Annotated in this window: 18 protein-coding genes; 2 read left to right on the forward strand and 16 right to left on the reverse strand. The window is 62.0% G+C overall.

Annotated elements, in window-relative coordinates; all coding sequences use genetic code 11:
* The first annotated feature begins 142 nt into the window (after positions 1–142).
* Together gltX and gltA are read left to right on the forward strand one after the other, a co-directional pair.
* Positions 143–1,579 carry a glutamate--tRNA ligase gene (gene gltX, locus ABY454_RS09155; RefSeq protein ID WP_372930041.1) on the forward strand — a complete coding sequence of 479 codons (1,437 nt, stop codon included), beginning with the start codon at positions 143–145 and terminating at the stop codon, positions 1,577–1,579.
* Positions 1,580–1,735: 156 nt separating this feature from the next.
* On the forward strand, positions 1,736–3,052 hold the full coding sequence (gene gltA / locus ABY454_RS09160; protein WP_372930042.1) for a citrate synthase: 1,317 nt from the start codon (positions 1,736–1,738) through the stop codon (positions 3,050–3,052).
* Positions 3,053–3,067: 15 nt separating this feature from the next.
* Here the strand turns inward: gltA and ABY454_RS09165 are convergent, their stop codons facing one another.
* The 16 genes from ABY454_RS09165 to ABY454_RS09240 form a co-directional block, all read right to left on the reverse strand.
* Positions 3,068–3,970 carry an LpxI family protein gene (locus ABY454_RS09165; protein WP_372930044.1) on the reverse strand — a complete coding sequence of 301 codons (903 nt, stop codon included), beginning with the start codon at positions 3,968–3,970 and terminating at the stop codon, positions 3,068–3,070.
* A complete protein-coding gene (lpxA, locus tag ABY454_RS09170; protein WP_372930046.1) occupies positions 3,948–4,754 on the reverse strand; it encodes an acyl-ACP--UDP-N-acetylglucosamine O-acyltransferase in 807 nt (268 codons plus the stop codon). The genes ABY454_RS09165 and lpxA overlap by 23 nt, the downstream gene beginning before the upstream one ends.
* Positions 4,755–4,766: 12 nt before the next feature.
* On the reverse strand, positions 4,767–5,249 hold the full coding sequence (gene fabZ / locus ABY454_RS09175; protein ID WP_372930048.1) for a 3-hydroxyacyl-ACP dehydratase FabZ: 483 nt from the start codon (positions 5,247–5,249) through the stop codon (positions 4,767–4,769).
* Between the two features lie 25 nt (positions 5,250–5,274).
* Entirely contained in the window at positions 5,275–6,366 is a 1,092-nt protein-coding gene (gene lpxD, locus ABY454_RS09180; RefSeq protein ID WP_372930050.1) for a UDP-3-O-(3-hydroxymyristoyl)glucosamine N-acyltransferase, read from the reverse strand.
* A gap of 67 nt (positions 6,367–6,433) precedes the next feature.
* Entirely contained in the window at positions 6,434–8,812 is a 2,379-nt protein-coding gene (gene bamA, locus ABY454_RS09185; protein WP_372930052.1) for an outer membrane protein assembly factor BamA, read from the reverse strand.
* 164 nt (positions 8,813–8,976) lie between these two features.
* Positions 8,977–10,119, reverse strand: coding sequence for an RIP metalloprotease RseP (gene rseP / locus ABY454_RS09190; RefSeq protein WP_372930054.1), 1,143 nt, complete (start codon positions 10,117–10,119; stop codon positions 8,977–8,979).
* Between the two features lie 50 nt (positions 10,120–10,169).
* The gene (dxr, locus tag ABY454_RS09195) at positions 10,170–11,324 is read right to left on the reverse strand and encodes a 1-deoxy-D-xylulose-5-phosphate reductoisomerase (protein ID WP_372930070.1); all 1,155 of its coding nucleotides are present in this window, start codon (positions 11,322–11,324) and stop codon (positions 10,170–10,172) included.
* A 72-nt stretch (positions 11,325–11,396) separates the two neighbouring features.
* Positions 11,397–12,260 (reverse strand): phosphatidate cytidylyltransferase, encoded by an 864-nt coding sequence (locus ABY454_RS09200; protein ID WP_372930056.1) that lies wholly within the window; start codon positions 12,258–12,260, stop codon positions 11,397–11,399.
* A complete protein-coding gene (locus tag ABY454_RS09205) occupies positions 12,257–13,000 on the reverse strand; it encodes an isoprenyl transferase (RefSeq protein ID WP_372930072.1) in 744 nt (247 codons plus the stop codon). Before ABY454_RS09205 ends, ABY454_RS09200 begins: the two co-directional genes overlap by 4 nt.
* 60 nt (positions 13,001–13,060) lie before the next feature.
* A complete protein-coding gene (gene frr, locus ABY454_RS09210) occupies positions 13,061–13,618 on the reverse strand; it encodes a ribosome recycling factor (protein ID WP_372930058.1) in 558 nt (185 codons plus the stop codon).
* Positions 13,619–13,706: 88 nt separating this feature from the next.
* Positions 13,707–14,453 carry a UMP kinase gene (gene pyrH, locus ABY454_RS09215; RefSeq protein ID WP_372930059.1) on the reverse strand — a complete coding sequence of 249 codons (747 nt, stop codon included), beginning with the start codon at positions 14,451–14,453 and terminating at the stop codon, positions 13,707–13,709.
* A gap of 78 nt (positions 14,454–14,531) precedes the next feature.
* Positions 14,532–15,461 carry a translation elongation factor Ts gene (gene tsf, locus ABY454_RS09220; RefSeq protein ID WP_372930061.1) on the reverse strand — a complete coding sequence of 310 codons (930 nt, stop codon included), beginning with the start codon at positions 15,459–15,461 and terminating at the stop codon, positions 14,532–14,534.
* 45 nt (positions 15,462–15,506) lie between these two features.
* Positions 15,507–16,448 carry a 30S ribosomal protein S2 gene (gene rpsB, locus ABY454_RS09225; protein ID WP_372930063.1) on the reverse strand — a complete coding sequence of 314 codons (942 nt, stop codon included), beginning with the start codon at positions 16,446–16,448 and terminating at the stop codon, positions 15,507–15,509.
* A 232-nt stretch (positions 16,449–16,680) separates the two neighbouring features.
* Positions 16,681–20,145, reverse strand: a complete 3,465-nt coding sequence (gene dnaE / locus ABY454_RS09230; protein WP_372930064.1) for a DNA polymerase III subunit alpha — start codon at positions 20,143–20,145, stop codon at positions 16,681–16,683.
* Positions 20,146–20,311: 166 nt separating this feature from the next.
* A complete protein-coding gene (locus tag ABY454_RS09235; RefSeq protein WP_372930066.1) occupies positions 20,312–21,031 on the reverse strand; it encodes an ABC transporter ATP-binding protein in 720 nt (239 codons plus the stop codon).
* 9 nt (positions 21,032–21,040) lie between these two features.
* Positions 21,041–21,766: FtsX-like permease family protein (locus tag ABY454_RS09240; protein WP_372930068.1), on the reverse strand; the 726-nt coding region annotated here is incomplete at its 5' end.

Raw genomic sequence — 21,766 nt, forward strand, 5'->3', positions numbered from 1 at the left:
GCGGCCGCCCCCGCTCTCGGCGTCGTTCTCCTGGACCGGCATGGGACCCCCGCCCCAAACACCCGCTTACCCGCACCTAAGCCCTATGCTACACCACGCCCAACCTTGTCCCCACCAGCTTTGAGACCTTCCAGATCGATCTATGAGCGAGACAGTCATCACGCGCTTTGCGCCGTCCCCCACCGGGTACCTGCATATTGGCGGCGCCCGCACGGCCCTGTTCAACTGGCTCTATGCCAAGGCGAAAGGCGGCAAGATGCTGCTTCGGATCGAGGACACCGACCGGGCGCGCTCCACGGAAGGCGCGATCCTCGCGATTCTGGACGGCTTGCGCTGGCTGGAGCTCGATTGGGACGGGGAGCCGGTCTACCAGTTCTCCCGAGCCGAGCGTCATCGTGAGATCGCCGAGCGCTTGCTGGCCGAAGACAAGGCCTATCGTTGCTATGCCAGCCCTGAGGAACTTCAAGCGATGCGCGAGGCGGCGCGCGAAGAAGGCCGTGCGCCCGGCTATAACGGCTTGTGGCGTCACCGCGATCCGAAGGACGCGCCTGAAGGGATCTTGCCCGCGATCCGTTTCAAAGCACCGAGCGAAGGCACGACACTCATAAAGGACCAGGTCCAAGGCGAGGTCAGTTTCGCCAACAAGGATCTCGATGATCTCGTACTGGTGCGGAGTGACGGCTCGCCCACCTATATGCTGTCTGTGATCGTCGACGACCATGATATGGGCGTGACCCATGCTATCCGGGGCGACGATCACCTGACCAATGCCGCGCGTCAGGCGCAGATCTTCGGTGCGCTTGGTTGGGAGACGCCGGTTTACGCACATGTGCCGCTGATCCACGGACCGGACGGCGCGAAACTATCAAAGCGGCACGGCGCGCTTGGGATCGAAGCGTATCGGGAGATGGGCTACGTGCCGGAGGCCTTGCGCAACTATCTTGTGCGCCTCGGATGGAGTCACGGCGACGATGAGATCATCTCGACGGACGAGATGATCGAATGGTTCGACCTCGATGCGATCGGCCGGTCGGCTGCGCGCTTCGATTTCGCCAAGCTCGAAAATCTCAACGGTCATTATCTGCGCACGATGGCGGACAGCGAGATCGTTGCGCAGCTCAAAGCGTTGGTGCCTGTGCTGCCCGACGGTGATGCGATTGCGGCCCGCATCGGTGAAAGCGGTTGGGCGAAGCTGGAACAAGCCATGCCGGGCTTGAAGGAACGCGCCAAAACGCTGGTCGAGCTTCTCGACAGTGCCGACTACCTCTTTGTCACCCGTCCTCTGACGCTGGATGACAAGGCAAAGAAGCAGCTCGACGATACGGGGCGGGAAACGCTTGCCGCGCTGTTGCAAGAGCTGGAGAAGGTCGAGCCGTGGACCGTTGAGGCGCTGGAAGGTTGCGTGCGTGACTTTGCAGAGGCGACGGACCGGAAGCTTGGAAAGGTGGCTCAACCTTTGCGCGCCGCGCTGACCGGCCGTGCAACCTCCCCTGGAATCTTCGATGTTATGGCGGTTTTGGGCCGGGACGAAGCGCTTGCGCGCCTTTCTGACCAGTCAGCCAACGGCCATAGTGCTTAACATTTGGGCAGGCGCCTGTGTTGCACTGCGGTAGAATCCCCGCGATTATTCGCAGCGCAAAAAATCTGTTTCCAAGGACCCAAGAACCGTGCCTGAAGTGATATGTCGTACGCACGTTTGGTCCGATTGCCCCCAAAGGGGCCAGGAGGTTTTGAGATGAGTGTCGCAGAGGACTTCCCGCCCGCCAAAACGGACGAGGCTTCCCTCAAACTGGGCGATGCGCAGCATGACCTGCCGGTGCGGAAGGGTACGCTCGGGCCCGACGTGATCGATATCGCGTCGCTTTACCAGGACACCGGCTGCTTCACCTACGACCCGGGCTTTACGTCGACGGCAAGCTGCGAGTCGAAGATCACCTATATCGATGGTGACCAGGGCATATTGCTGTATCGGGGTTACCCCATCGATCAGCTGGCCGAGCACTGCACCTTCCTGGAAACAGCCTATCTGCTGCTCTACGGCGAATTGCCGAAGAAAGAACAGTACGCGGTGTTCAAGCAGCGGATCACTCGGCACACCATGGTGCACGAGCAGATGAACCGGTTCTACACCGGGTTCCGGCGTGACGCGCATCCCATGGCAATCATGGTCGGCGTGATTGGGGCACTCTCGGCGTTCTATCACGACTCCATCGACATTCGGGACGCGCGCCAACGGGACATGGCGAGCGTTCGCATGATCGCCAAGATGCCGACCATCGCCGCGATGGCCTACAAATACTCCGTCGGCCAGCCCTTCGTGTATCCGAAGAACGACCTTGATTACTCGACCAACTTCTTGCGGATGTGCTTTGCCGTTCCGTGTGAGGAGTACCAGGTCGATCCTGTACTGACTCGCGCCATGCGGCGGATCTTCATTCTGCACGCCGATCACGAGCAGAACGCCTCGACGTCGACCGTGCGGTTGGCAGGGTCATCAGGCGCGAACCCGTTCGCCTGTATTTCCGCAGGCATTGCGTGTCTGTGGGGCCCGGCCCATGGCGGCGCCAACGAGGCGGCCCTGACCATGCTTCAGGAGATCGGTTCGGTGGACCGCATTCCGGAATTCATCGCGCGCGCGAAGGACAAGGCCGATCCCTTCCGCCTCATGGGCTTCGGACACCGGGTCTATAAGAACTACGATCCGCGGGCGAAGATCATGCAGAAGACCTGCCACGAGGTTCTCGAGGCGGTTGGCCACAAGGACGACCCGATCCTCAAAGTGGCGCTTGAGCTGGAAAAGATCGCGCTTGAAGACGACTACTTCATCCAGAAGAAGCTCTATCCGAATATCGACTTCTATTCCGGCATTACGCTGAAGGCGCTCGGCTTCCCGACCGACATGTTTACGGTGCTGTTCGCCATTGCCCGGACCGTGGGCTGGATTGCGCAGTGGATGGAGATGATCGAAGATCCCCTGCAGCGGATTGGCCGGCCGCGGCAGCTTTATACCGGCGCGACGGAGCGGGCTTACGTGCCGATGGCGGACCGCTAGAGGCGCGAGCCAGGCTTAGTCGTCCGCGTCGTCCCAGTGTTCACCGACAAGAAAGAGTTTGTCCGCGTTTGCTGCGGCAATCGCATCGTCCCGTTCGGCCATTAGGACGCGCCCGGCTGCAACGGCAACGCCGGCAAGCCCTGCGGCGGCCGCGCGGCGTATGGTTTCGGCGCCGATGGTCGGCATGTCGATGCGCTCCTCCTGCCCGGGTTTCGGCGCCTTGACGAGCACGCCCTGTCGTGTTCCGTGGGTGCGGCCTAGCCTGCGAATTTCAGCGCAGCGCCGGAGCATGGCGTCGGTGCCCTCCGCCGCCTCAACGGCTAAGACGTGCCCGCGTGACACGACAGCGGCCTGGCCAATGTCAAGTCGTCCCAATGCTCGAACCACTTTCAGCGCGGCGGCAATGTCCGCCTGGTCGCCGGCCGACGGGGCCTTTGCCGTCAGCGTTCCGACAGGCGCGAGAAGATCAGGGAGAACCTCGCCGGCGCCATGGACGCGATAGCCTTTGTCTTCGAAGAAGCGAACGATGCGCGACAGCACATGGTCGTCGCCGCCCTTGGCGAGGCTCAGCAGGAAAGGAAGTGTTTTGACTGCGCCAAAGTCGATCCGCAGTTTGTCGAAGTCAGGCCGGTTGACGCCGCCGATAATGACGATGTCGGTACATCCGTGGTCCTTTAGTGCGCCGAAGAGTTTGCCGACCTGGCCCCAACTGATCCAGGTGTGGGGGAAACGCTCGATGGCTTCGGAAGCCTCTCCACGGAGACCAATAATGTGCAGCGGGATATCGTGCGCGGTCATCGCCTCGGCGATGACGGCAGGGAACCGCCCTCGTCCTGCAACAATGCCGAGCGGGCCGGTAATCTTGGCGGCTCGCGGAGCGAACGGCGCTGTACTTTTAGCGGCTCTGCGTTGCGACATTGTTGGGTACGCAAAAAGACCGGTCGGTATCGCTTTTCATAAACGTGATGATTTGGGCGACAAGCGGGTTCTTGGAGAACAGCGCGTCCACGTCATCGAGTCGTTCCCTCAGCGTGCCTTCTGCCGAGAACAGCATCCGGTAGGCCTGGCGCAGCTCATGGATCTGCTCGCGCGGAAAGCGTTTGCGCTTCAGTCCGACGATATTCAACCCGTTGAGATTGGCGCGATTGCCGACTGCCATGCCATAGGGAATGAGGTCGGCGGCAATACCCGACATACCGCCAACGAAGGCATAGGAGCCGATGCGGACGAATTGGTGTACCGCCGATAGCCCGCCAATGATCGCGTTGTCGCCTATCGAAACGTGACCGCCCAAGGTGACGCCGTTTACTAGCGTGACGTTGTCGCCGATGTTGCAGTCATGGGCGATGTGTGCGCCGATCATGAGGAAGCAATTGGCGCCGATCTGGGTCGCCATGTGGCCGGTCGGCGTTCCGCGATGGATCGTGACATGTTCGCGAACGAGCGTGTTGGGCCCTATGGTTACGGTGCTCGGCTCATCGTCGTATTTAATGTCTTGGGGCGCCTGTCCGATCGAGGCGAAGGGAAAGATTTTGCAGCTCGAACCGATAGTCGTCTTGCCGTCAATGGCGACGTGAGAGTGAACGATCACGCCGTCGCCAAGTTCAACGTCGGGTCCAATTGAGCAGAACGGCCCAATCTTAACATCGGCGCCAAGTTTGGCGCTCGGCTCGACCTGCGCGGTCGCGTGGATATTGGTCATGTATTTTTCCGGCTAGGTCTCGGCATCGATCGAATCGATGATCACAGCGCTGACCTCAGCCTCGGCAACGGTGTTGCCGTCGACGACAGCCCGGGCGCGGAAGCGCCAAACGCGGCCACGATTACGCATCTTCTGAACGAGATAATGAACGGTGTCTCCAGGAACGACAGGGCGGCGGAAGCGCGCTTTGTCGATGGCCATGAAGTAAACGAGTGGCGGTTCTTCGAACTCGTCGAGGAAGCGCATGCATAGCGCGCCTGCAGTTTGCGCCATGCCTTCAATAAGGAGCACGCCGGGCATGACCGGATTGCCAGGGAAATGGCCCTGGAAATAGGGTTCATTCGCCGTGACGTTCTTGATGCCGGTCGCCGACCGGTCGCCATCCATGTCGATGATGCGATCGACCAATAAGAATGGATAGCGATGCGGCAGCAGCTTCATGATGTCGGCTGTTTCCAGCCGATCCTGCTCCGGTGTTACCCCGCTCTCGTTCATTCGGGCCGGCTCCTTTGATGGGGACTCATGACGTTCCGCCCTCCCCGCCTTCGCCTTCGTTGACCTTCACGTCCTTGTTCTCAGCGAGCTGCCGCAGGACGGTCAGCTCCCGGAACCAGAGCCTCACTGGCTTGGCGGGCGTGCCGCCCCAACGTGCACCGGCGGGCACATCGCCCCGAACATTGCTGGTTGCGGCGATTTGGGCGCCAGCACCGATTTTGACGTGGCCGATGACGCCAACTTGGCCGCCAAGAGCAACGAGATCGCCGAGTTCGGAACTGCCCGAGATACCTGTTTGGGCCACGATAATACAGTGTCTTCCAATGACGACGTTGTGCCCGATTTGCACGAGATTATCAATTTTCGTGCCTTCGCCGATTATGGTGTCCCGCAGCGCGCCGCGATCGACGGTTGAATTTGCGCCAATTTCGACGTCGTCCTGGATCACCACCCGGCCGATCTGAGGCACTTTGGCGTGCCCCTGCTTTCCCATGGCAAATCCGAAACCGTCCTGGCCGACGGCAACGCCTGCGTGGAGGCCGACCCGATTGCCGATGAGCGCGTGGGTCACGGACGCGTTGGGCCCAACATAGCAGTCCCGGCCAATATGGACCCGATAACCAATGACGGCACTGGCCGCGATCGTGGTGCCGCGGCCGATATGCGCTTCCGGCCCGACAATGGCGCCTGGTTCGATGACGACGTCCGGCTCGAGCACCGCACTCGGATGGATGTGGCACAGGCGATCCGTGGTGGCTGTGTCTTTGAGCCAGGCGCTTGCCGTCTTCGACCTCAGTGAGTCCGGATAGAACAGCGTCAGTGCTTTGGCGAAGCCCCGATAAGGGTCGGCCATGACGAGGCTGGCGGTTTCCTTCGGGACCCTGCGAACGTATTTCGGGGCTACGATGCACGCACTTGCCGCGGTCTCGGCCAGCAGAGGCAGATATTTCGGATTGTCCGTGAAGGACAGGTCGCCCTCGCCTGCATCATCCAGGGGCAGGACGTTCTTGAGCTTGAGATTGGGATCGGCGGATCCGCCGATCTCGGAGCCGGTGGCGTCGGCGACGGCGCGCAAGGAGAACGGACCGGCCCGCTCGAAAAAACCCGGGTGTTTCATCAAATCTCCCGCGAGTGGCTAAGCGCGTTGAACCATGGCGCGTAGCCATAAACCGAACTGGCGTCTTTTAGAAGTTCGTTGAGGCGCCGAAGCGGAAAAGTTCAGTTTCGTCGAAATCGGCCTTGAGAAGCGCCTCGGCGATGTCGGCGCGGAGCGGCCCAAGGGGGGACTGCCAAATAACGCTGAAGCCGGTCGAAAGACGGACATCGGCCGTGTCGAGGACGAAGCTGCCCTCGTCCGTCACCGCATCCACGGCGCGCGGGCTGGTGTTCCAGAGCGAACCTGCATCGACGAAGATGGCACCCTGCATTCCAAGGCTGTCCGGGATCAGCGGGAACGGGAAACGGAGTTCGGCCGTGGTGGACCAGAAGTACTGGCCGCCTAGAGCGTCGCGGCTACAATTCGGCACGCGCGCGCCTGTTGTTGGGCTCTCGCACGCATCACGCGGGCCGTAACCGGCTCTGTCGAAACCGCGGATTGTTTCGCCGCCCTTGAAGAAGAGGTCCGTCAGGCGGAGCTCATTCTCGCCCCAGCCATTGATTGCGCCGCCCTGCGCGCGGCCAACCAAAGTAATCTTGTTGGTGACGGGATAATACCCACGGACATCGCCGACGAACCGGTTGTAGTTCACGTCGCCACCAAGTCCGGCAAAATCCTGAGAGAGCGATGCGAACATGCCGCTTGTTGGCTGCTGTGGCAGGTTCCGTGTGTCAAAGGCAACGGTATAGCCAAGGCTGGAGACCCAGACAGGACCGTCGCTCGCTGCATCCTTGACCGCGAGCGAGGCGTCGGAGGTCGCGTCGAAAATCTCCTCGCGCTGCAGCCGGTAACGCAGACCAAGCTGGGTGTCATCGGCAATCGGAAAGCCGACGCGAAGATTGGCGCCAGTGTCGCGCTGCCGGAATGAAGCCACGTCGCGCAGGTCGACCTCTTTGTGGAAGAGGTCGAAACCAGCCGCCATATTGCGATCGAGGAAGTGCGGCTCGGTAAAGCTGAAGTCGACCTGGGCGCGCTCAAAGCTGCCCGAGAATCCGAGCCGGACATATTGGCCTTTACCCATAAGGTTGCGCTCGGTGACGCTGATGTCGCCGATGACGCCCTCGGTCGTCGAATAGCCGGCGCCGAAGGAGAACTCGCCCGTCGGCTGTTCCACCACCACAACCTGAAGGATGACGCGGTCGGCGGCGCTGCCTGGCTCCGTTTCAATCTCGATGGTCTTAAAAAAGCCCATTGATCGCAGACGTTTACGCGCTGCCTCGACGAGCAAGCGGTTATAGGCGTCGCCTTCGGCGAGACGGAACTGCCGCCGGATGACCCTATCTTCCGTGCGGTAATTGCCCACGATGTTGATGCGTTCAATGTAGACCCGTGGCCCCTCGTCGATGACGTAAACGATGTTCATCATGTGGGTGGCCTGATCGCGCTCGAAGCGCGGGCGGACCTGTCCAAATGCATAGCCCTGCTCGGAGACCTTGATGGTCAAGGCTTCAACCGTCTTCTCAACCTTCTGGGCGTTGTAGCGGCGTCCCGGTCTGGTGAGGATTGCACCGTGCAAGCCATCGACATTCAGCGACGGCAAAGCGCTTTCGATATCGATGTAGCCGAATTGGTAGCGCTCGCCCTCCTCGATGGTGAAGGTGAGGAAGAAGCCCCGTCCGTCGCGATCGAGGTCGGCCGTCGCGGAGGTGATGCGCGCGTCGGCATAACCGTTCTTGAGGTAGAATTGGCGAAGCAATTCGCGGTCGAGGCTGAGCCTGTCGGGATCGTAGATATTGTCGCTCTTCAGAAAGCTCAGCAAAGTGGTGCGCTTTGTCGAGATGACATGGCGCAACTGCGATTCGCTGAAGGCGTGGTTGCCGATGAAGTTGATGGCGCGGACCTTGGTCGTCTGGCCCTCATTGATCTCGAATACAACGTCGATGCGGTTACTGTCGAGATGGATGATTTTGGGTTCGACCTGTGCCGAGTAATGGCCCTTGCGCCGATAAACAATCAGGATGCGCTGCACATCCGCCTGGACTCGGGCTCGCGTATAGACGGCGCGTGGTTTGAGCTGGACTTCAGGAGTGAGCGTCTCGTCGTCAATGTCCTCGTTCCCTTCGAACGCAACACGGCTGACGATCGGGTTTTCAACGACGATGACAATTATGGTCGAGCCGCTGCGACGAATGCGGACGTCCTGGAACAGGCCGGTAGCGAACAGCGTCTTGAGGGATTGATTGACCTCGCCGGGATCGTACGCGTCGCCCGATGAGAACGTCAGGTAGGACCGGACCGTCTCCGGCTCTACGCGCCGGTTGCCTTCAACAACGATGGATCGGATGACGGCGCCTTGGGCGGACGCATAGAGGTCGCCAAAACAGGCGCTGACGCCCAGCGAAAGCGGGACGCTACTCAGCACGAGGAGGGCCGCGAGCAGCCCTCGTTCCAACGTCCACCGCACCATTACTGGTGTCTTCCCCTCAAGCCGACCCCGTTGGCAAAAAGCCTTGGCGGCAAATGCCTTGAGACCGCAACTGGCCATTTGTTTGTGGCCGATTTTTGGTGTCGCCCGTTAACCATACGGGGACCTCGGGGTCCCCGCTAAGCGTGCGCCTCTACAACCTGAGATCACAAAAACTTCAAGTGAATCAAGTCGTTCCAGGTCGCGAAGATCATTAGCATGAGAACGAATGCTAGGCCAATACGGAAACCGATCTCTTGTGTGGACTCACTGAGCGGTTTTCCTCTGAGAGCCTCGATGCCGTAAAACAGAAGATGTCCACCATCGAGCATTGGTATTGGGAACAGGTTTATTAGACCAATACTGACGGAAATGATGGCCGCGAGGTTCAGGAGCGCAACAAATCCCGCCGTGGCCACCTGCCCCGATATTTGGGCGATCCGTATGGGTCCGCCGAGCTGGTCGGCGTCTTCCCGTCCCATGATGACGTCGTAGAGGTAGCCCAGGGACCGGGAAATGACGAAGTAGCACTCCTGAACCGCCATGACCAAGGCCGTGGCCGGATCGTGCCGCTCCCAGGACCAATCGTCCGGCGATGCGCTGCGCTGGATGCCGAGCAGCCCGATCTTCAGCGTGTTGCCGAATCGGTCGGTGATCTCTTTGCGCTCCGGCGTCGCCGTGAGCTCGACCTTGGCGCCGCCCCGGTCGACCACGAAGCGAAGATCCTGATCGGGGCTCATGGAGACAAGGCGCTGCATTGTGGCGAAGTTGTCGATCTCATCGCCGTCGATGCTGACGACCTCGTCACCGGGTTTGAAGCCTGCCCGCTCCGCCGCGCTGTTCGGTGAGACGGCGTCCACTTTCGGCGCGGTGATGCGCTCGCCATAGACGCTGAACATGAACGTGAAGATCACAATCGCCAGGATGAAATTGGCGATTGGTCCGGCGGCGACGATGGCGGCGCGCTGGACGAGCGGTTTGCCTTGAAAGCTCTTCGCGCGATCTTCCGGCGACAGTTCGTCCAACGACGTCTGGCCTGCGCTTGCGGCGTTCTCGTCGTCGACGAACTTCACGTAGCCGCCGAGGGGTATCCATGCCACCCGCCAACGTGTGCCGTGCCGGTCGTAGAACCCGAAGATCTCCGGCCCGAAGCCGATGGAGAACGCCTTGACGCCGACACCGCACCAACGGGCCACAAGAAAGTGGCCGAGCTCGTGGATGAAGACCACCAGGGTCAGGATGAAGAGAAATGGAATGAGGTAGCTGAGGAAGGAGCTGCCAAAGCCGGAAAGCAGATTTATCGTGTCCATAAGTGCCAGTTACCTCAATAATTTGTCCGTTCTTAGCCCGCAGGTCAGGCTTATGCAATCCGTGGGAGGGAGACCCGTGCGCGCCGGCGGGCCTCCTCGTCGATCTCAAGAATTTCGCCAACGGTCTGCGGGCTAAGGGCGATTAGGTCCGGACTGCCGGCGAGCGTGGTTTCCACCAACCCGGCGATGGCCAGGAAGCCGAGGCGATTGTCGAGAAAGGCCTCAACGGCCACTTCATTGGCTGCGTTGAGCACCGTTCCGGCGCTGCCGCCCGCGGCGAGAACTTCCTTTGCGAGACGCAAGGCCGGGAATTTCTCCGGATCGGGGCTCTCAAAGGTCAGCGTGCCGACCTTCGCGAGGTCGAGGCGCATGTCCGGAACGTTCATGCGGTTCGGCCACGCCAGGCTGTAGGCGATTGGCGTGCGCATATCCGGGCAACTCATCTGCGCCAGGACCGCGCCGTCGCGCATATAGACGAGGCAGTGGACAATGGACTGCGGGTGGACCAGCACGTCGAGCTTTTTGGGTGCGAGCGCGAAAAGGTGATGGGCCTCCAAGAGCTCCAGCCCCTTGTTCATGAGCGTCGCGGAATCGATGGTGACCTTGGCGCCCATGGACCAATTGGGATGCTTCAAGGCTTGCGCGGGTTCCGCGTCGGCCATCTGTTGCAAGTCCCACGTGCGGAACGGTCCGCCCGAGGCGGTGAGACAGACGCGGTCAATGCTCTCCGGCGGCGTGCCCGTCATCGCTTGCAGCGCCGCTGAGTGTTCGGAATCGACTGGAAGCAGCGTCGTGTCGTGGCGCGCCACCTCGTCCATAAACAAGGCCCCGGCCGAGACGAGGCATTCCTTGTTGGCAAGTGCCGTGGCCGTGCCTTGCTTTACCGCGCGCAATGTCGGTTTCAGTCCCGCCGCGCCGACGATCGCGGCCATGATCCAGTCAGCCGGACGGCTTGCCGCTTCGAGCAACGCCTTCTCGCCGCTCGCCGCGGCGATCCCTGAGCCCACCAGCGCCTCCTGCAAGTCCGCGTAGCAATCGGGGTCGGCGACGACGGCGAGCTTAGCGCGATGCTTGATGGCGAGCTCGGCAAGGCGGGTCGCGTTCTTGCAGCCCGTTAGCGCGATCACCTCATAGGCGTCCGGATCGCGGCCGACGAGGTCGAGCGTGCTTTCGCCGATCGAGCCGGTGGCGCCGAGCACGGTGATCCGCTTTGGCCGTGCGGCGTTTTGCGTGGGCTCGGGGCTTGAGGATGTCTGTGCCGGTAACAGGGCGCGTCCTTACCAGATGAGAAGGCCGGCACCGGGCGCGGCCGGATTGCGCAAGGCGATGAGGCCCGCCACGACCGCCGCCAGGAGGAGGCTGTCGATCCGGTCGAAGAGTCCGCCATGACCCGGAATGAGTTGGCTCATGTCCTTCACACCGAAATGCCGCTTCACGGCACTTTCTAGCAGGTCTCCCAGCTGGCAGGCGAGCGCGAGACCGGCGCCCACCAGCGCCAAAATCCATGGAGACGTGCCGCCGAGATACAGCGCAATAGCATAGCCGACGGCCGCCGCTGTCAGAACGCCGGTGAAGAAGCCGGCCCATGTTTTCTTCGGCGAGATGCGGGGCGCCAATTTCGGGCCGCCGATGCTGCGGCCGCCAAAATAGGAGGCCGTGTCCGTGGTCCAGGCTATGGCCAGGAGAAAGAGGATGGCGACAAGGCCGTAATTGGGGTCGCTGCGCAGCCAGATCAGGCTCCAAACCGGGAGTGCCACATAGAGCAGCCCGGCCAAAGCCCAGGCACCGCTTCGCCGGTCAGGGGCGGCAAAGAATAGCGCAACGCTCGCCAGGCCAAGAATAAGGATCGCCAGATCCGGGCGACTGAAGGCAACGAGAACCGCGATCGCGATGGCCGCGATGGCGTGCACCAGGGCGGTACCGTCGAAGCCGCTGCCGCGGGTAAGGCTGCCCCACTCCCAGGCCAGGAGTCCGCCGGCAACGATCACGAGAACAAGAAAGCTCCACGGGCTGGCGATGACGGCTGCAAGCGCAATGGCCCCCAGCACCAAGGCCGAGATGATCCGGCGCAAGAGCTCAGGCATGGGTTGCGGTGCGGGGTCTTTCGGGTGCTTGTCGGAAGGCGTTTGGGTTGGCGTCACGCGGTCGATCTCGCCGAGGTTCCACCGAAGCGGCGGCTGCGACGCTGGTACTCGGCAACGGCCTCTTCGAACACTTCCTTGGTGAAGTCGGGCCAGAAGACGTCGACGAAGACGAATTCGGCGTAGGCCAATTGCCACAATAGGAAGTTGGACAAGCGCAACTCGCCGCTGGTGCGGATCAGAAGGTCGGGATCTGGCAGGCCGGCCGTATCGAGATAGTCGGCCAAGCGCTCCTCGGTCACGTCCTCCGGTGCGACGCGGCCTTCCTTAGCGTCCTCGGCAATGCGTTGCGCGGCGCGGGCGATCTCATCGCGCGACCCGTAGTTGAAGGCGATGGTCAGGTTGAGCGCGGTGTTGTCCTTGGTGAGTTCGACGGCATCGTTGAGCATGCGCAGGATGTCGTCGTCGAGGTTGGTGCGCGCGCCGATGACACGGATGTTGACGCCGTTCTTATGCAGTTCGGCGAGGTCGCGGCGGACAAAGCGCCGAAGAAGCCCGAACAGGTCGTTGATCTCTTGCTTGGGGCGCGACCAGTTCTCCGAGGAGAAGCTGAACAGGGTCAGGTGGGTGATGCCCTGCTCCATGGCCGCCTCGACGGTACGCCGGACGCTCTCGACGCCTTGGCGGTGACCCTCGACACGCGGCAGACCGCGCTCGGCGGCCCACCGGCCATTGCCGTCCATGATGATGGCGACATGGCGCGCAACCGGCCGATCGGCGTCACCCCATTTGTTGTCCATCGCAAGTGTCACGGTCGGCGTATCCAAAGCGTCTCTTGAAAGGGAATCGCGCGCATGGCCTCAGACCTGCGTGATTTCGGCTTCCTTGGTGGCCAGGGCCCCGTCGATCTCTTTGACCACCTTATCGGTCAAATCCTGAACCTTCGTTCCTAGTGTATGGTGTTCGTCTTTGCCCATGTCACCATCTTTCTCGGCCTTTTTGAGGTGTTCCATGCCGTCGCGCCGGACATTGCGCACGGCGACGCGTGCCTGTTCGGCATATTTATGGGCAACTTTGACGAGTTCCTGACGGCGCTCCTGGTTGAGCTCGGGGATCGGCAGGCGCAGGAGCTGCCCCTCGACGACGGGGTTGAGACCGAGGTCCGACTCCCGGATCGCCTTGTCGACCGCATTGATCTGGCTCTTGTCCCAGACCTGCACCGTGATCATGCGCGGCTCCGGCACATTGACCGTCGCCACTTGGTTCAACGGCATGGGGTTGCCGTAGGCCGACACCATGATGGGGTCGAGCAGGCTTGCGCTGGCGCGGCCTGTACGCAGACCGCCAAATTCCTGTTTGAGAACGTTGAGCGCACCACGCATGCGTCGTTCGATCTCGTCCAAGTCGAAGCTAGACATTCGTTGCCTTCCTGCCCCGCCTCTTACGCCGGTTCCGGTTGGGCGCGGCGTGGGGGCTTGAGCCCTGTTGGCGTTTTCCGAGCGTCCATTAGGCGCCCCTTCCATCGTCTATGGTGGTCGAGGCGCCCTGCCCTTGCAACTCAAGAGCCAAGCTGCCTTGGCTCTTGATTGAAAACACGATTACGGGAATCCGGTTGTCCCGGGCAAGGGCGATCGCGGCGCCATCCATGATCTTCAGATCCTGGTTTAGCACATCGTCGTAACTTAAGCGGACATAGCGTTTTGCATCCGGGACCTTGACCGGGTCGGCGCTGTAGACCCCATCCACCTTGGTGGCCTTATAGAGGGCCCGGCATTCCATTTCGGCGGCCCGCAGAGCCGCGGCGGTGTCCGTGGTGAAGAAGGGATTTCCCGTGCCGCCGGCAAAGATTACCACCCGGCCCTTCTCCAGATGGTCGAGGGCCTTGTCGCGAATGTATGGCTCGCACACCGTAGGCATTGGGATCGCCGAGAGCACCCGTGCTGTTGGGCCTACCCGTTCGATAGCGGTCTGAAGGGCGAGAGCGTTCATCACCGTCGCCAGCATGCCCATATAGTCGGCGCGGGCGCGGTCCATGCCGCTCTCGGCAGCCATCAATCCGCGATAGATATTGCCGCCGCCCACGACGAGGCAGATCTCGGCGCCCATGTCGGCCGCTTCGGCGATGTCCCTGGCAATCGGCTCGACCACGTCAAGATCGATGCCATAACCCTTGTCGCCCGCGAGCGCTTCGCCCGACAGCTTCAAGAGAACGCGTCCGTAACGGAGTTTGGACGGCGAAGGCGATTTGTCCATCAGCGCGAACTCCCGTGGCGATGCGGTGACCTCAGATCAAGTCTCAGACCCGAATCCATCCCGAGATTGTCACCGACCCTAGGAGCCCGATGCAGCCGCGGCAACCTCTGCGGCGAAATCGCTCTCGCCCTTGTCGATCCCCTCGCCGAGCGCGAACCGGTAGAACCCGGTGATTTTGATGGGGGCCCCGGCCTCCTTGCCCGCAGCCTCGAGGGCCTTGGCGACGGTGTTATCCGGATCGTGGACGAATGCCTGCTGAAGCAGGACGACGTCTTGGTAGAACTTGCGCAAACGGCCCTCGACCATCTTGTCCACGACCTCGGGCGGCTTGCCCGATTCCTTGGCCTGCTCGGTCAGCACGGCGCGCTCCCGTTCGACGACCTCCGGATCGAGACTGTCGGTGTCCACGGCCTGCGGGCTGGCGGCTGCAATATGCATGGCCACCTGCTTGCCGATTGCCTTGAGCGCATCGGCGTCACCGGTAGATTCGAGCGCCACGATGACGCCGATCTTGCCGAGGCCCGGTGCGGCCTGGTTGTGCATATAGTTCGCGACCACGCCGTCCTTGGCCGAGAGGTACGCCGTCCGGCGGAGCGTCATGTTCTCACCGATGGAGCCCACCATCTCCTTCAGGGTTTCTGCGACGTTCATCTTGGTCTTGCCGTAAGACGCGGCGCCGAGTGCCGCCAAGTCGCCTTTGGCCTTGGGACCGGCGGCGGCGATGGTCTGCACCAATTCCTGGAACGACGGATTGCGCGCCACGAAGTCGGTCTCTGAATTGACCTCCACGACGGCTGCTTCCTTGTCGTCGCCGGCGAGCCCAATAAGCCCTTCGGCGGCAACTCGGCCGGCCTTTTTGGCCGCCTTGGCAAGGCCCTTCGCCCGCAGCCAATCGATCGCGGCTTCCATGTCGCCGTCATTCTCGTTCAATGCGGCCTTACAATCCATCATGCCCGCGCCGGTCTTGTCGCGGAGCTCCTTGACCAGGGCTGCAGTTATCGTCGCCATACGTTCCTCATTGTTGCGCCAGGGTGTTGCACCGGCGTCTTCACGTTACGCTTCTTCCTCGGCTCCAGAGGCTTTGGCTCCAGAGCCCTTGGCCTCGGAGTCCGGCGTCTCGGCGTCGGACGTCTCAGCCTTCTTCTTTGCGGCAGGCTTGCGCTTCGCAGGCGCCTTGGCTTTGGCGGGTTTCTTTTCCGCCTTTTTCGGCTCCGGCTTGGCGTCGGCCTTGGGTGCGTCTTCGCCTTCGAGACCAGGTTCGGCCAGGGGCTCTTCGGCGGCGCCCACATCCATTCCGGCGGAGCCTTGGGCCCGCTCGATGCCATCAATGGCGGCGCGCGAAATCAGATCGCAATAGAGCGTGATGGCGCGTCCGGCATCGTCGTTGCCCGGAATGGGAAACGTGATGCCGTCGGGATCGCAGTTGGAATCGACGATGGCCACCACAGGCATTTTGAGCTTGCGGGCCTCGGCGATGGCGATTGACTCCTTGTTGGTGTCGATCACGAACATCAGGTCGGGCGGTGCACCCATGTCCTTGATGCCACCAAGGGACCGCTCGAGCTTGTCCTTCTCACGGGTGAGCTGAAGCAGCTCCTTCTTCGTCAGGCCGTGGTGTTCGCCTTCAAAAAGCTCCTCCAGCGACTTGAGCCGCTTGATGGAATTGGAAATGGTCCGCCAGTTGGTCAGCGTGCCACCTAGCCAACGGTGATTGATGAAGTACTGCGCGGACGAGCGGGCCGCGTCAGCGATCGGTTCGGAGGCTTGGCGCTTGGTGCCGACGAAGAGCACGCGGCCACCCTTGGCCACGACATCGGACACCGTGAGCAGTGCCTGATGCAGAAGCGGCACCGTCTGGGTCAGATCGATGATGTGGATGTTGTTGCGGGAGCCGTAAATGAACGGCGCCATCTTTGGGTTCCAGCGATGGGTCTGGTGACCAAAGTGAACGCCAGCCTCCAGGAGCTGGCGCATAGTAATATTAGGCAGTGCCATGGGACTGCTGAACTCCTTTTTCCGGTTATGCCGCCGCGGGGCGAAGAGACCGGCCGGACACCGGTCACCGGAACGAGCGTGAAGGCTATGGGGCCTTCGTGACGCTAATCCCCGCGTGTGAGATGGTGCGCGTTATAGGGGTGAGACTGGCGCTTGGCAAGGCCCGAGGCGCGAGTCGAGACCGAGGCCGTGATATGGTCGGAAATGGTTGAAAAGCCAAGCGCCGCAACGGCTACAGGGCGCTGATCGAGACCACGCCCTCCACCATTTTGAGCTCGCTGCGCTGACGCGGCGTGGTGTCGACACCCCGGGGCAGTTCGAACTCCACCTCCTTGGCGAGTTCGTCGAGGCGCAGCACGAGGCGGAACGCGCCCCCGCCACCTTGCGCCCCAACCTGTTTGGCCAGGGGCGCAAGCGCCTTCGGACTCTCCACATAGACCCTCATGCCGGAAGCCTTGGTCTGCGCGGCGTTATCGAGAGACTCTAGGCCTTGAATGCGGACGCGAACGGTGTCGTCGTCGGCTTCCGCCTCCACATCCAGGAGGACGGCTGTGCCGGTCTCAAGCAGATGCCGGCCAGCGACAAGGGCCTCGGAAAAGATGACCGCCTCGAACTGGCCCGTGGGATCTGAGAACACGACAAAGGCATAAGGGTTGCCGCTCTTGCCCGTGCGCTCCCGCGCCGAAAGGACGGTGCCCGACAGCTTGCCGACCACGCGGCGGGCTCGCGCCTTGCCTTCGAATTCGGTCCAAGGTTCGACGCCAATGTTTTGTAAAACCTCGCTATAATCGTCTAGCGGATGTCCGCTGAGAAAGAACCCGACGGCGTCGAACTCCATGGAGAGGCGGTCCGTCGAGCCCCACGGATTGGCGCGGCGAAGCGTGATTTCCGGCGCGGCGCCCCCGCCGGAAAACAGGTCATTCTGCCCTTCGGCCCGGGCCTCTTGGGCGCTATTGCCGGTGGCAATGATCAAGTCGGCATTGGCATGGGCCGTGGCCCGGTCGATATCAAGATCATCGAACGCGCCTGCCGCCGACAGCGTTTCCAAGGCGCGCTTATTGACAAGACGCGGGTTAAGCCGCTGCGCGAAATCCGGCACACTCTTAAACGGGCCATTCTCGTCGCGCTCGGCGCAAATGGACTCCACGGCTTGGCGGCCGACATTCTTGAGCGCGGCGAGTGAATAGCGGATGGCACCGCCGCTGGGGATGAAGCCAACTTCCGAATGATTGAGGGACGGCGGCTCGATCCCAATGCCCAATCGCTCCGCTTCCTGCGCGAAGCCGGCCAGCTTATCGGCATTGCCCATGTCGAGGGTCATGGATGCGGCGATGAACTCTGTTGGATAGTTCGCTTTCAGATAGGCCGTCTGGTAGGCGATCAGCGCATAGCCGGAGGCATGAGACTTGTTGAAGCCATAGCCGGCGAACTTCGCGACCAGCTCGAAAATGTATTCCGCGCGGCCCTTGTCGACGCCGTTCTCCACGGCCCCGTCGACGAAGCGCTTCCGCTGGGCGTCCATCTCCTTCTTGATCTTCTTGCCCATGGCGCGGCGCAGGAGATCGGCCTCGCCCAGGGAGTAGCCGGATAGGACTTGCGCGATCTGCATCACCTGCTCCTGGTAGATGATGACGCCGTAGGTCTCCTCCAGGATCGGCTCGATCATGGGATGCAGGCTTTCGATCTCCTCGCGCCCGTGCTTGCGGTTCACGAAGGTCTCGATGTTGTCCATCGGGCCCGGTCGATAGAGCGCGACCATGGCGATGATGTCCTCGAAGCGGTCGGGCTTCAGCTTGCGCAAGGCATCGCGCATGCCCTGTCCTTCAAGCTGGAACACGCCGATCGTGTCGCCACGCTGCATGAGTTCGAAGGACGCTTCATCGTCCAAGGGAATCTTCGCCGGATCGATGTCGGGCCCATCGCGGGCAATCAACAGCCGCGCGGTGTCGATGACCGTGAGCGTCTTCAGGCCGAGGAAGTCGAACTTCACCAGCCCTGCGGCCTCGGCCCACTTCATGTTGAACTGCGTTGCCGGAAGCTGGGCGCGCGAATCCCGATAGAGCGGGACCAGGTCGATTAAGGGCCGGTCGGCGATCACCACGCCCGCGGCGTGGGTGGAGGCGTGCCGATAAAGGCCCTCCAGCCGCTGGCCGATGTCGAGCAGCTTGGCGACTATCGGCTCCTTGTCGCGTTCCTCTTGCAAGCGCGGCTCGCCGGCGATGGCTTGCGGCAGCGTCACCGGGTTCGCCGGGTTCATCGGCACCAGCTTGCACAGCCGGTCGACTTGGCCATACGGCATTTGCAGGACACGGCCGACGTCGCGCAGCACGGCGCGCGCTTGAAGCTTACCGAAGGTGATAATGTGGGCGACGCGGTCGGCGCCATAGCGTTCGCGCACATAGGCGATCACCTCGTCGCGGCGGTCCTGGCAGAAATCGATATCAAAGTCCGGCATGGACACGCGTTCGGGATTCAAGAAGCGCTCGAACAGGAGACCGAAGCGGATCGGATCGAGGTCGGTGATGGTGAGCGCGTAAGCCACAAGCGAGCCGGCGCCCGAGCCACGGCCGGGGCCGACGGGAATGCCCTGCCCCTTGGTCCACTTGATGAAGTCCGAAACGATCAGGAAGTAGCCCTGATAGTTCATGCCGGTGATGACATCGAGCTCGAAGGCGAGACGGTCCTTGTAGGCCGCTTCATCATGGCCCGGTGCGGTGCCGGTTTGTGCGAGGCGCTCTGCCAATCCGGTTTCGGCTTGCCGGCGCAGTTCCTCCGCCTCCGTTTCGGCGAGCGCGCTGGTGGCTTGTTCGCCGGAGAGAAAGGCTGGCAGGATCGGGTCGCGCAGCATCGGCCTGTAGGCGCAGCGCCGGGCGATCTCCACCGTGTTCTCAAGCGCCTCCGGGATATCGGCGAACAACGCGCGCATCTGCTCGGCGGTCTTGAAGTGGTGCTCGGGGCTCAAACGCCTGCGTTCGTCGACGGCGACATAGCTTCCTTGCGCGATACAAATCAGCGCATCGTGCGCCTCGAAATCATCGTGTTGCGCGAAGAACGGCTCGTTGGTGGCAACGAGCGGCAGTTCCATGTCGTAGGCAAGGCCGATGAGATGGGGCTCGGTTCCCTTTTCCTGTGGCAGTCCATGACGCTGCAGCTCCACGTAGAGCCGATCTGCGAAGAGCGCGTGCAAAGCCTCCAGACGGCTTTTGGCAAACTCCGGGTTTCCATCTGCGAGGGCGAGGTCGATCACCCCTTCCGGACCGCCGGTCAACGCGATCAGCCCACTCGCGTGCTCTGACAGCTGCTCGACGGTGACGAGCGCCTCGCCGGTTTCAGCCGCGGCGAAATAGGCTTGGGTCGAAAGCCGCATTAGATTGGCGTAGCCGGTCTCGTCTTTGGCGAGGAGCGCGATGCGGCCGTCCGCTTTGGGTGCGCCTGGGCCGGTTCCTGGTGCCGGCTCCGGCTCTTGCTCGAAGGTCAGTGTCAGCGTGCAGCCAATGATGGGCTGGATGCCCGCGTTCGCCATGGCTTCGGAGAATTCCAGCGCGCCAAATAGGTTGTTGGCGTCGGTGAGCGCGAGCGCCGGCGCGTGGTCGGCCTTCGCCAGCTCGACAAGTTTGGGGATCTTCAACGCCCCCTCCAGAAGGGAGTAGGCGGAGTGCACGCGAAGATGCACGAAGGGTTGGGGGCGCGTCGTCATTGGTCCTCTTGCCGCGATCTCGTCCCAGCTTTTCGGATTCGGGGTCTCAGATCGATTGGCGTATCCGAAAGTCCCCAGGATTCACGGTTTCGCGGCAGGGACCCCGAGAATCTACCGTTAGATGTTCTTATTCTGTTCTGGCGCCAGGGAGTTGGCAAGGGGAGGATTAGCTGGCGGTCTCCACCACGACCACGTCCTCCTCGATGAGGTGACCGTCGGTTAGGCGTAGCGTGCGGTCCATGCGGGCCGCGAGCTCCAGATTGTGGGTCGCCACCACGGCGGCGACGCCCTCTTCTGTGACAAGCTTCATCAGCTCCGCGAAGACCCGCTCGGCGGTGTGGGGATCGAGATTGCCCGTCGGCTCGTCCGCCAAGAGGACCTTGGGCTGGTTGGCGACGGCGCGGGCAATGGCCACGCGTTGCTGCTCGCCGCCGGACAGTTCCGCCGGGCGATGCTCCCAGCGCTGTTCCAGGCCCAGCGTCTTCAGCAGGTTCTTGGCGCGGGCCTCGGCGTCGGGCTTGTCCTGGCCGAGAATGAGCTGCGGCAGCATGACGTTCTCCAGGGCCGAGAACTCGGGCAGCAGATGATGGAACTGATAGACGAAGCCCACGTCCAGGCGCCGGATGCGCGTCCGCTCATTGTCGGACAGCGAGCCGCAGTCGATGCCATTGATGATTACTGCGCCCTCGTCCGGGCGCTCCAGGAGACCGGCGATGTGCAGCAGCGTTGACTTGCCCGCGCCTGACGGGCCCAGCAGCGCCACGGTCTCGCCGGGATAGAAGGTGGCGCACGCCTTCTGGAGCACGTCGATGCGGCGATCACCTTGGGTGAAGCCGCGGTCGAGGTTCTCAAGCCGCAGAGCCGGGGTTCGTTCGGGATTGTCCAAGAAAGCCCCCTACTCGTAGCGCAGTGCTTCGACCGGATCGAGACGCGATGCCCGCCAGGACGGATAGACCGTGGCGAGCACCGATAACACAAGCGCCATGACGACAACGGTTGCCGTCTCGCCCGTGTCCATATCGGCCGGAAGTTGAGACAGATAATAGAGCTCCGCCGGAAAGAGTTCGGTGTCGGTCAACCAGCCGATGAGACCTCGGATGCGGTCGATGTTGAGACACACGAGAACGCCGAGGATCAGTCCGGCGATCGTCCCGACGATGCCGATTGAAGCGCCAGCGATGAAGAAAATGCGCATGATCGCGCCGCGTGTCGTGCCCATGGTTCGTAAGATCGCAATGTCGCGGCCCTTGTCTTTCACCAGCATGATGAGGCCGGAAATGATGTTGAGCGCCGCCACCAGCACGATAAGCGTCAGAATAAGGAACATGACGTTGCGCTCCACTTGAAGCGCAGTGAAGAACGTCGCGTTCCGTTGCCGCCAGTCGCTGACATAGATGGTTGGGCCGCCGGCGGTGATGATCTTCGGCGCTAGGTCTGCAACCTCGTCTGGAGAGTCGAGCACGACTTCGAGCACCGTCACTTTTTTGGGCTGGCTAAAATAACGCTGCGCCTCGGTGAGCGGCATAAACATGATGCTCGCGTCGTATTCGGACATGCCGATCTCGAAGATGGCGACGACCGGATAGCGCTTGGTGCGCGGGGCGATGCCGAGCGCCGTGGA

Origin of the sequence: Methyloceanibacter sp. (genome assembly GCF_041573655.1) — a bacterium.
Lineage (GTDB): Bacteria > Pseudomonadota > Alphaproteobacteria > Rhizobiales > Methyloligellaceae > Methyloceanibacter.

Bases quoted from the DNA above. Each gene is read 5' to 3' on its own strand.
- gltX (WP_372930041.1), top strand. From the start codon at position 143: ATGAGCGAGACAGTCATCACGCGCTTTGCGCCGTCCCCCACCGGGTAC.
- gltA (WP_372930042.1), top strand. From the start codon at position 1,736: ATGAGTGTCGCAGAGGACTTCCCGCCCGCCAAAACGGACGAGGCTTCC.
- ABY454_RS09165 (WP_372930044.1), bottom strand. From the start codon at position 3,970: ATGTCGCAACGCAGAGCCGCTAAAAGTACAGCGCCGTTCGCTCCGCGA.
- lpxA (WP_372930046.1), bottom strand. From the start codon at position 4,754: ATGACCAATATCCACGCGACCGCGCAGGTCGAGCCGAGCGCCAAACTT.
- fabZ (WP_372930048.1), bottom strand. From the start codon at position 5,249: ATGAACGAGAGCGGGGTAACACCGGAGCAGGATCGGCTGGAAACAGCC.
- lpxD (WP_372930050.1), bottom strand. From the start codon at position 6,366: ATGAAACACCCGGGTTTTTTCGAGCGGGCCGGTCCGTTCTCCTTGCGC.
- bamA (WP_372930052.1), bottom strand. From the start codon at position 8,812: ATGGTGCGGTGGACGTTGGAACGAGGGCTGCTCGCGGCCCTCCTCGTG.
- rseP (WP_372930054.1), bottom strand. From the start codon at position 10,119: ATGGACACGATAAATCTGCTTTCCGGCTTTGGCAGCTCCTTCCTCAGC.
- ABY454_RS09205 (WP_372930072.1), bottom strand. From the start codon at position 13,000: ATGGACAACAAATGGGGTGACGCCGATCGGCCGGTTGCGCGCCATGTC.
- frr (WP_372930058.1), bottom strand. From the start codon at position 13,618: ATGTCTAGCTTCGACTTGGACGAGATCGAACGACGCATGCGTGGTGCG.
- pyrH (WP_372930059.1), bottom strand. From the start codon at position 14,453: ATGGACAAATCGCCTTCGCCGTCCAAACTCCGTTACGGACGCGTTCTC.
- tsf (WP_372930061.1), bottom strand. From the start codon at position 15,461: ATGGCGACGATAACTGCAGCCCTGGTCAAGGAGCTCCGCGACAAGACC.
- rpsB (WP_372930063.1), bottom strand. From the start codon at position 16,448: ATGGCACTGCCTAATATTACTATGCGCCAGCTCCTGGAGGCTGGCGTT.
- dnaE (WP_372930064.1), bottom strand. From the start codon at position 20,145: ATGACGACGCGCCCCCAACCCTTCGTGCATCTTCGCGTGCACTCCGCC.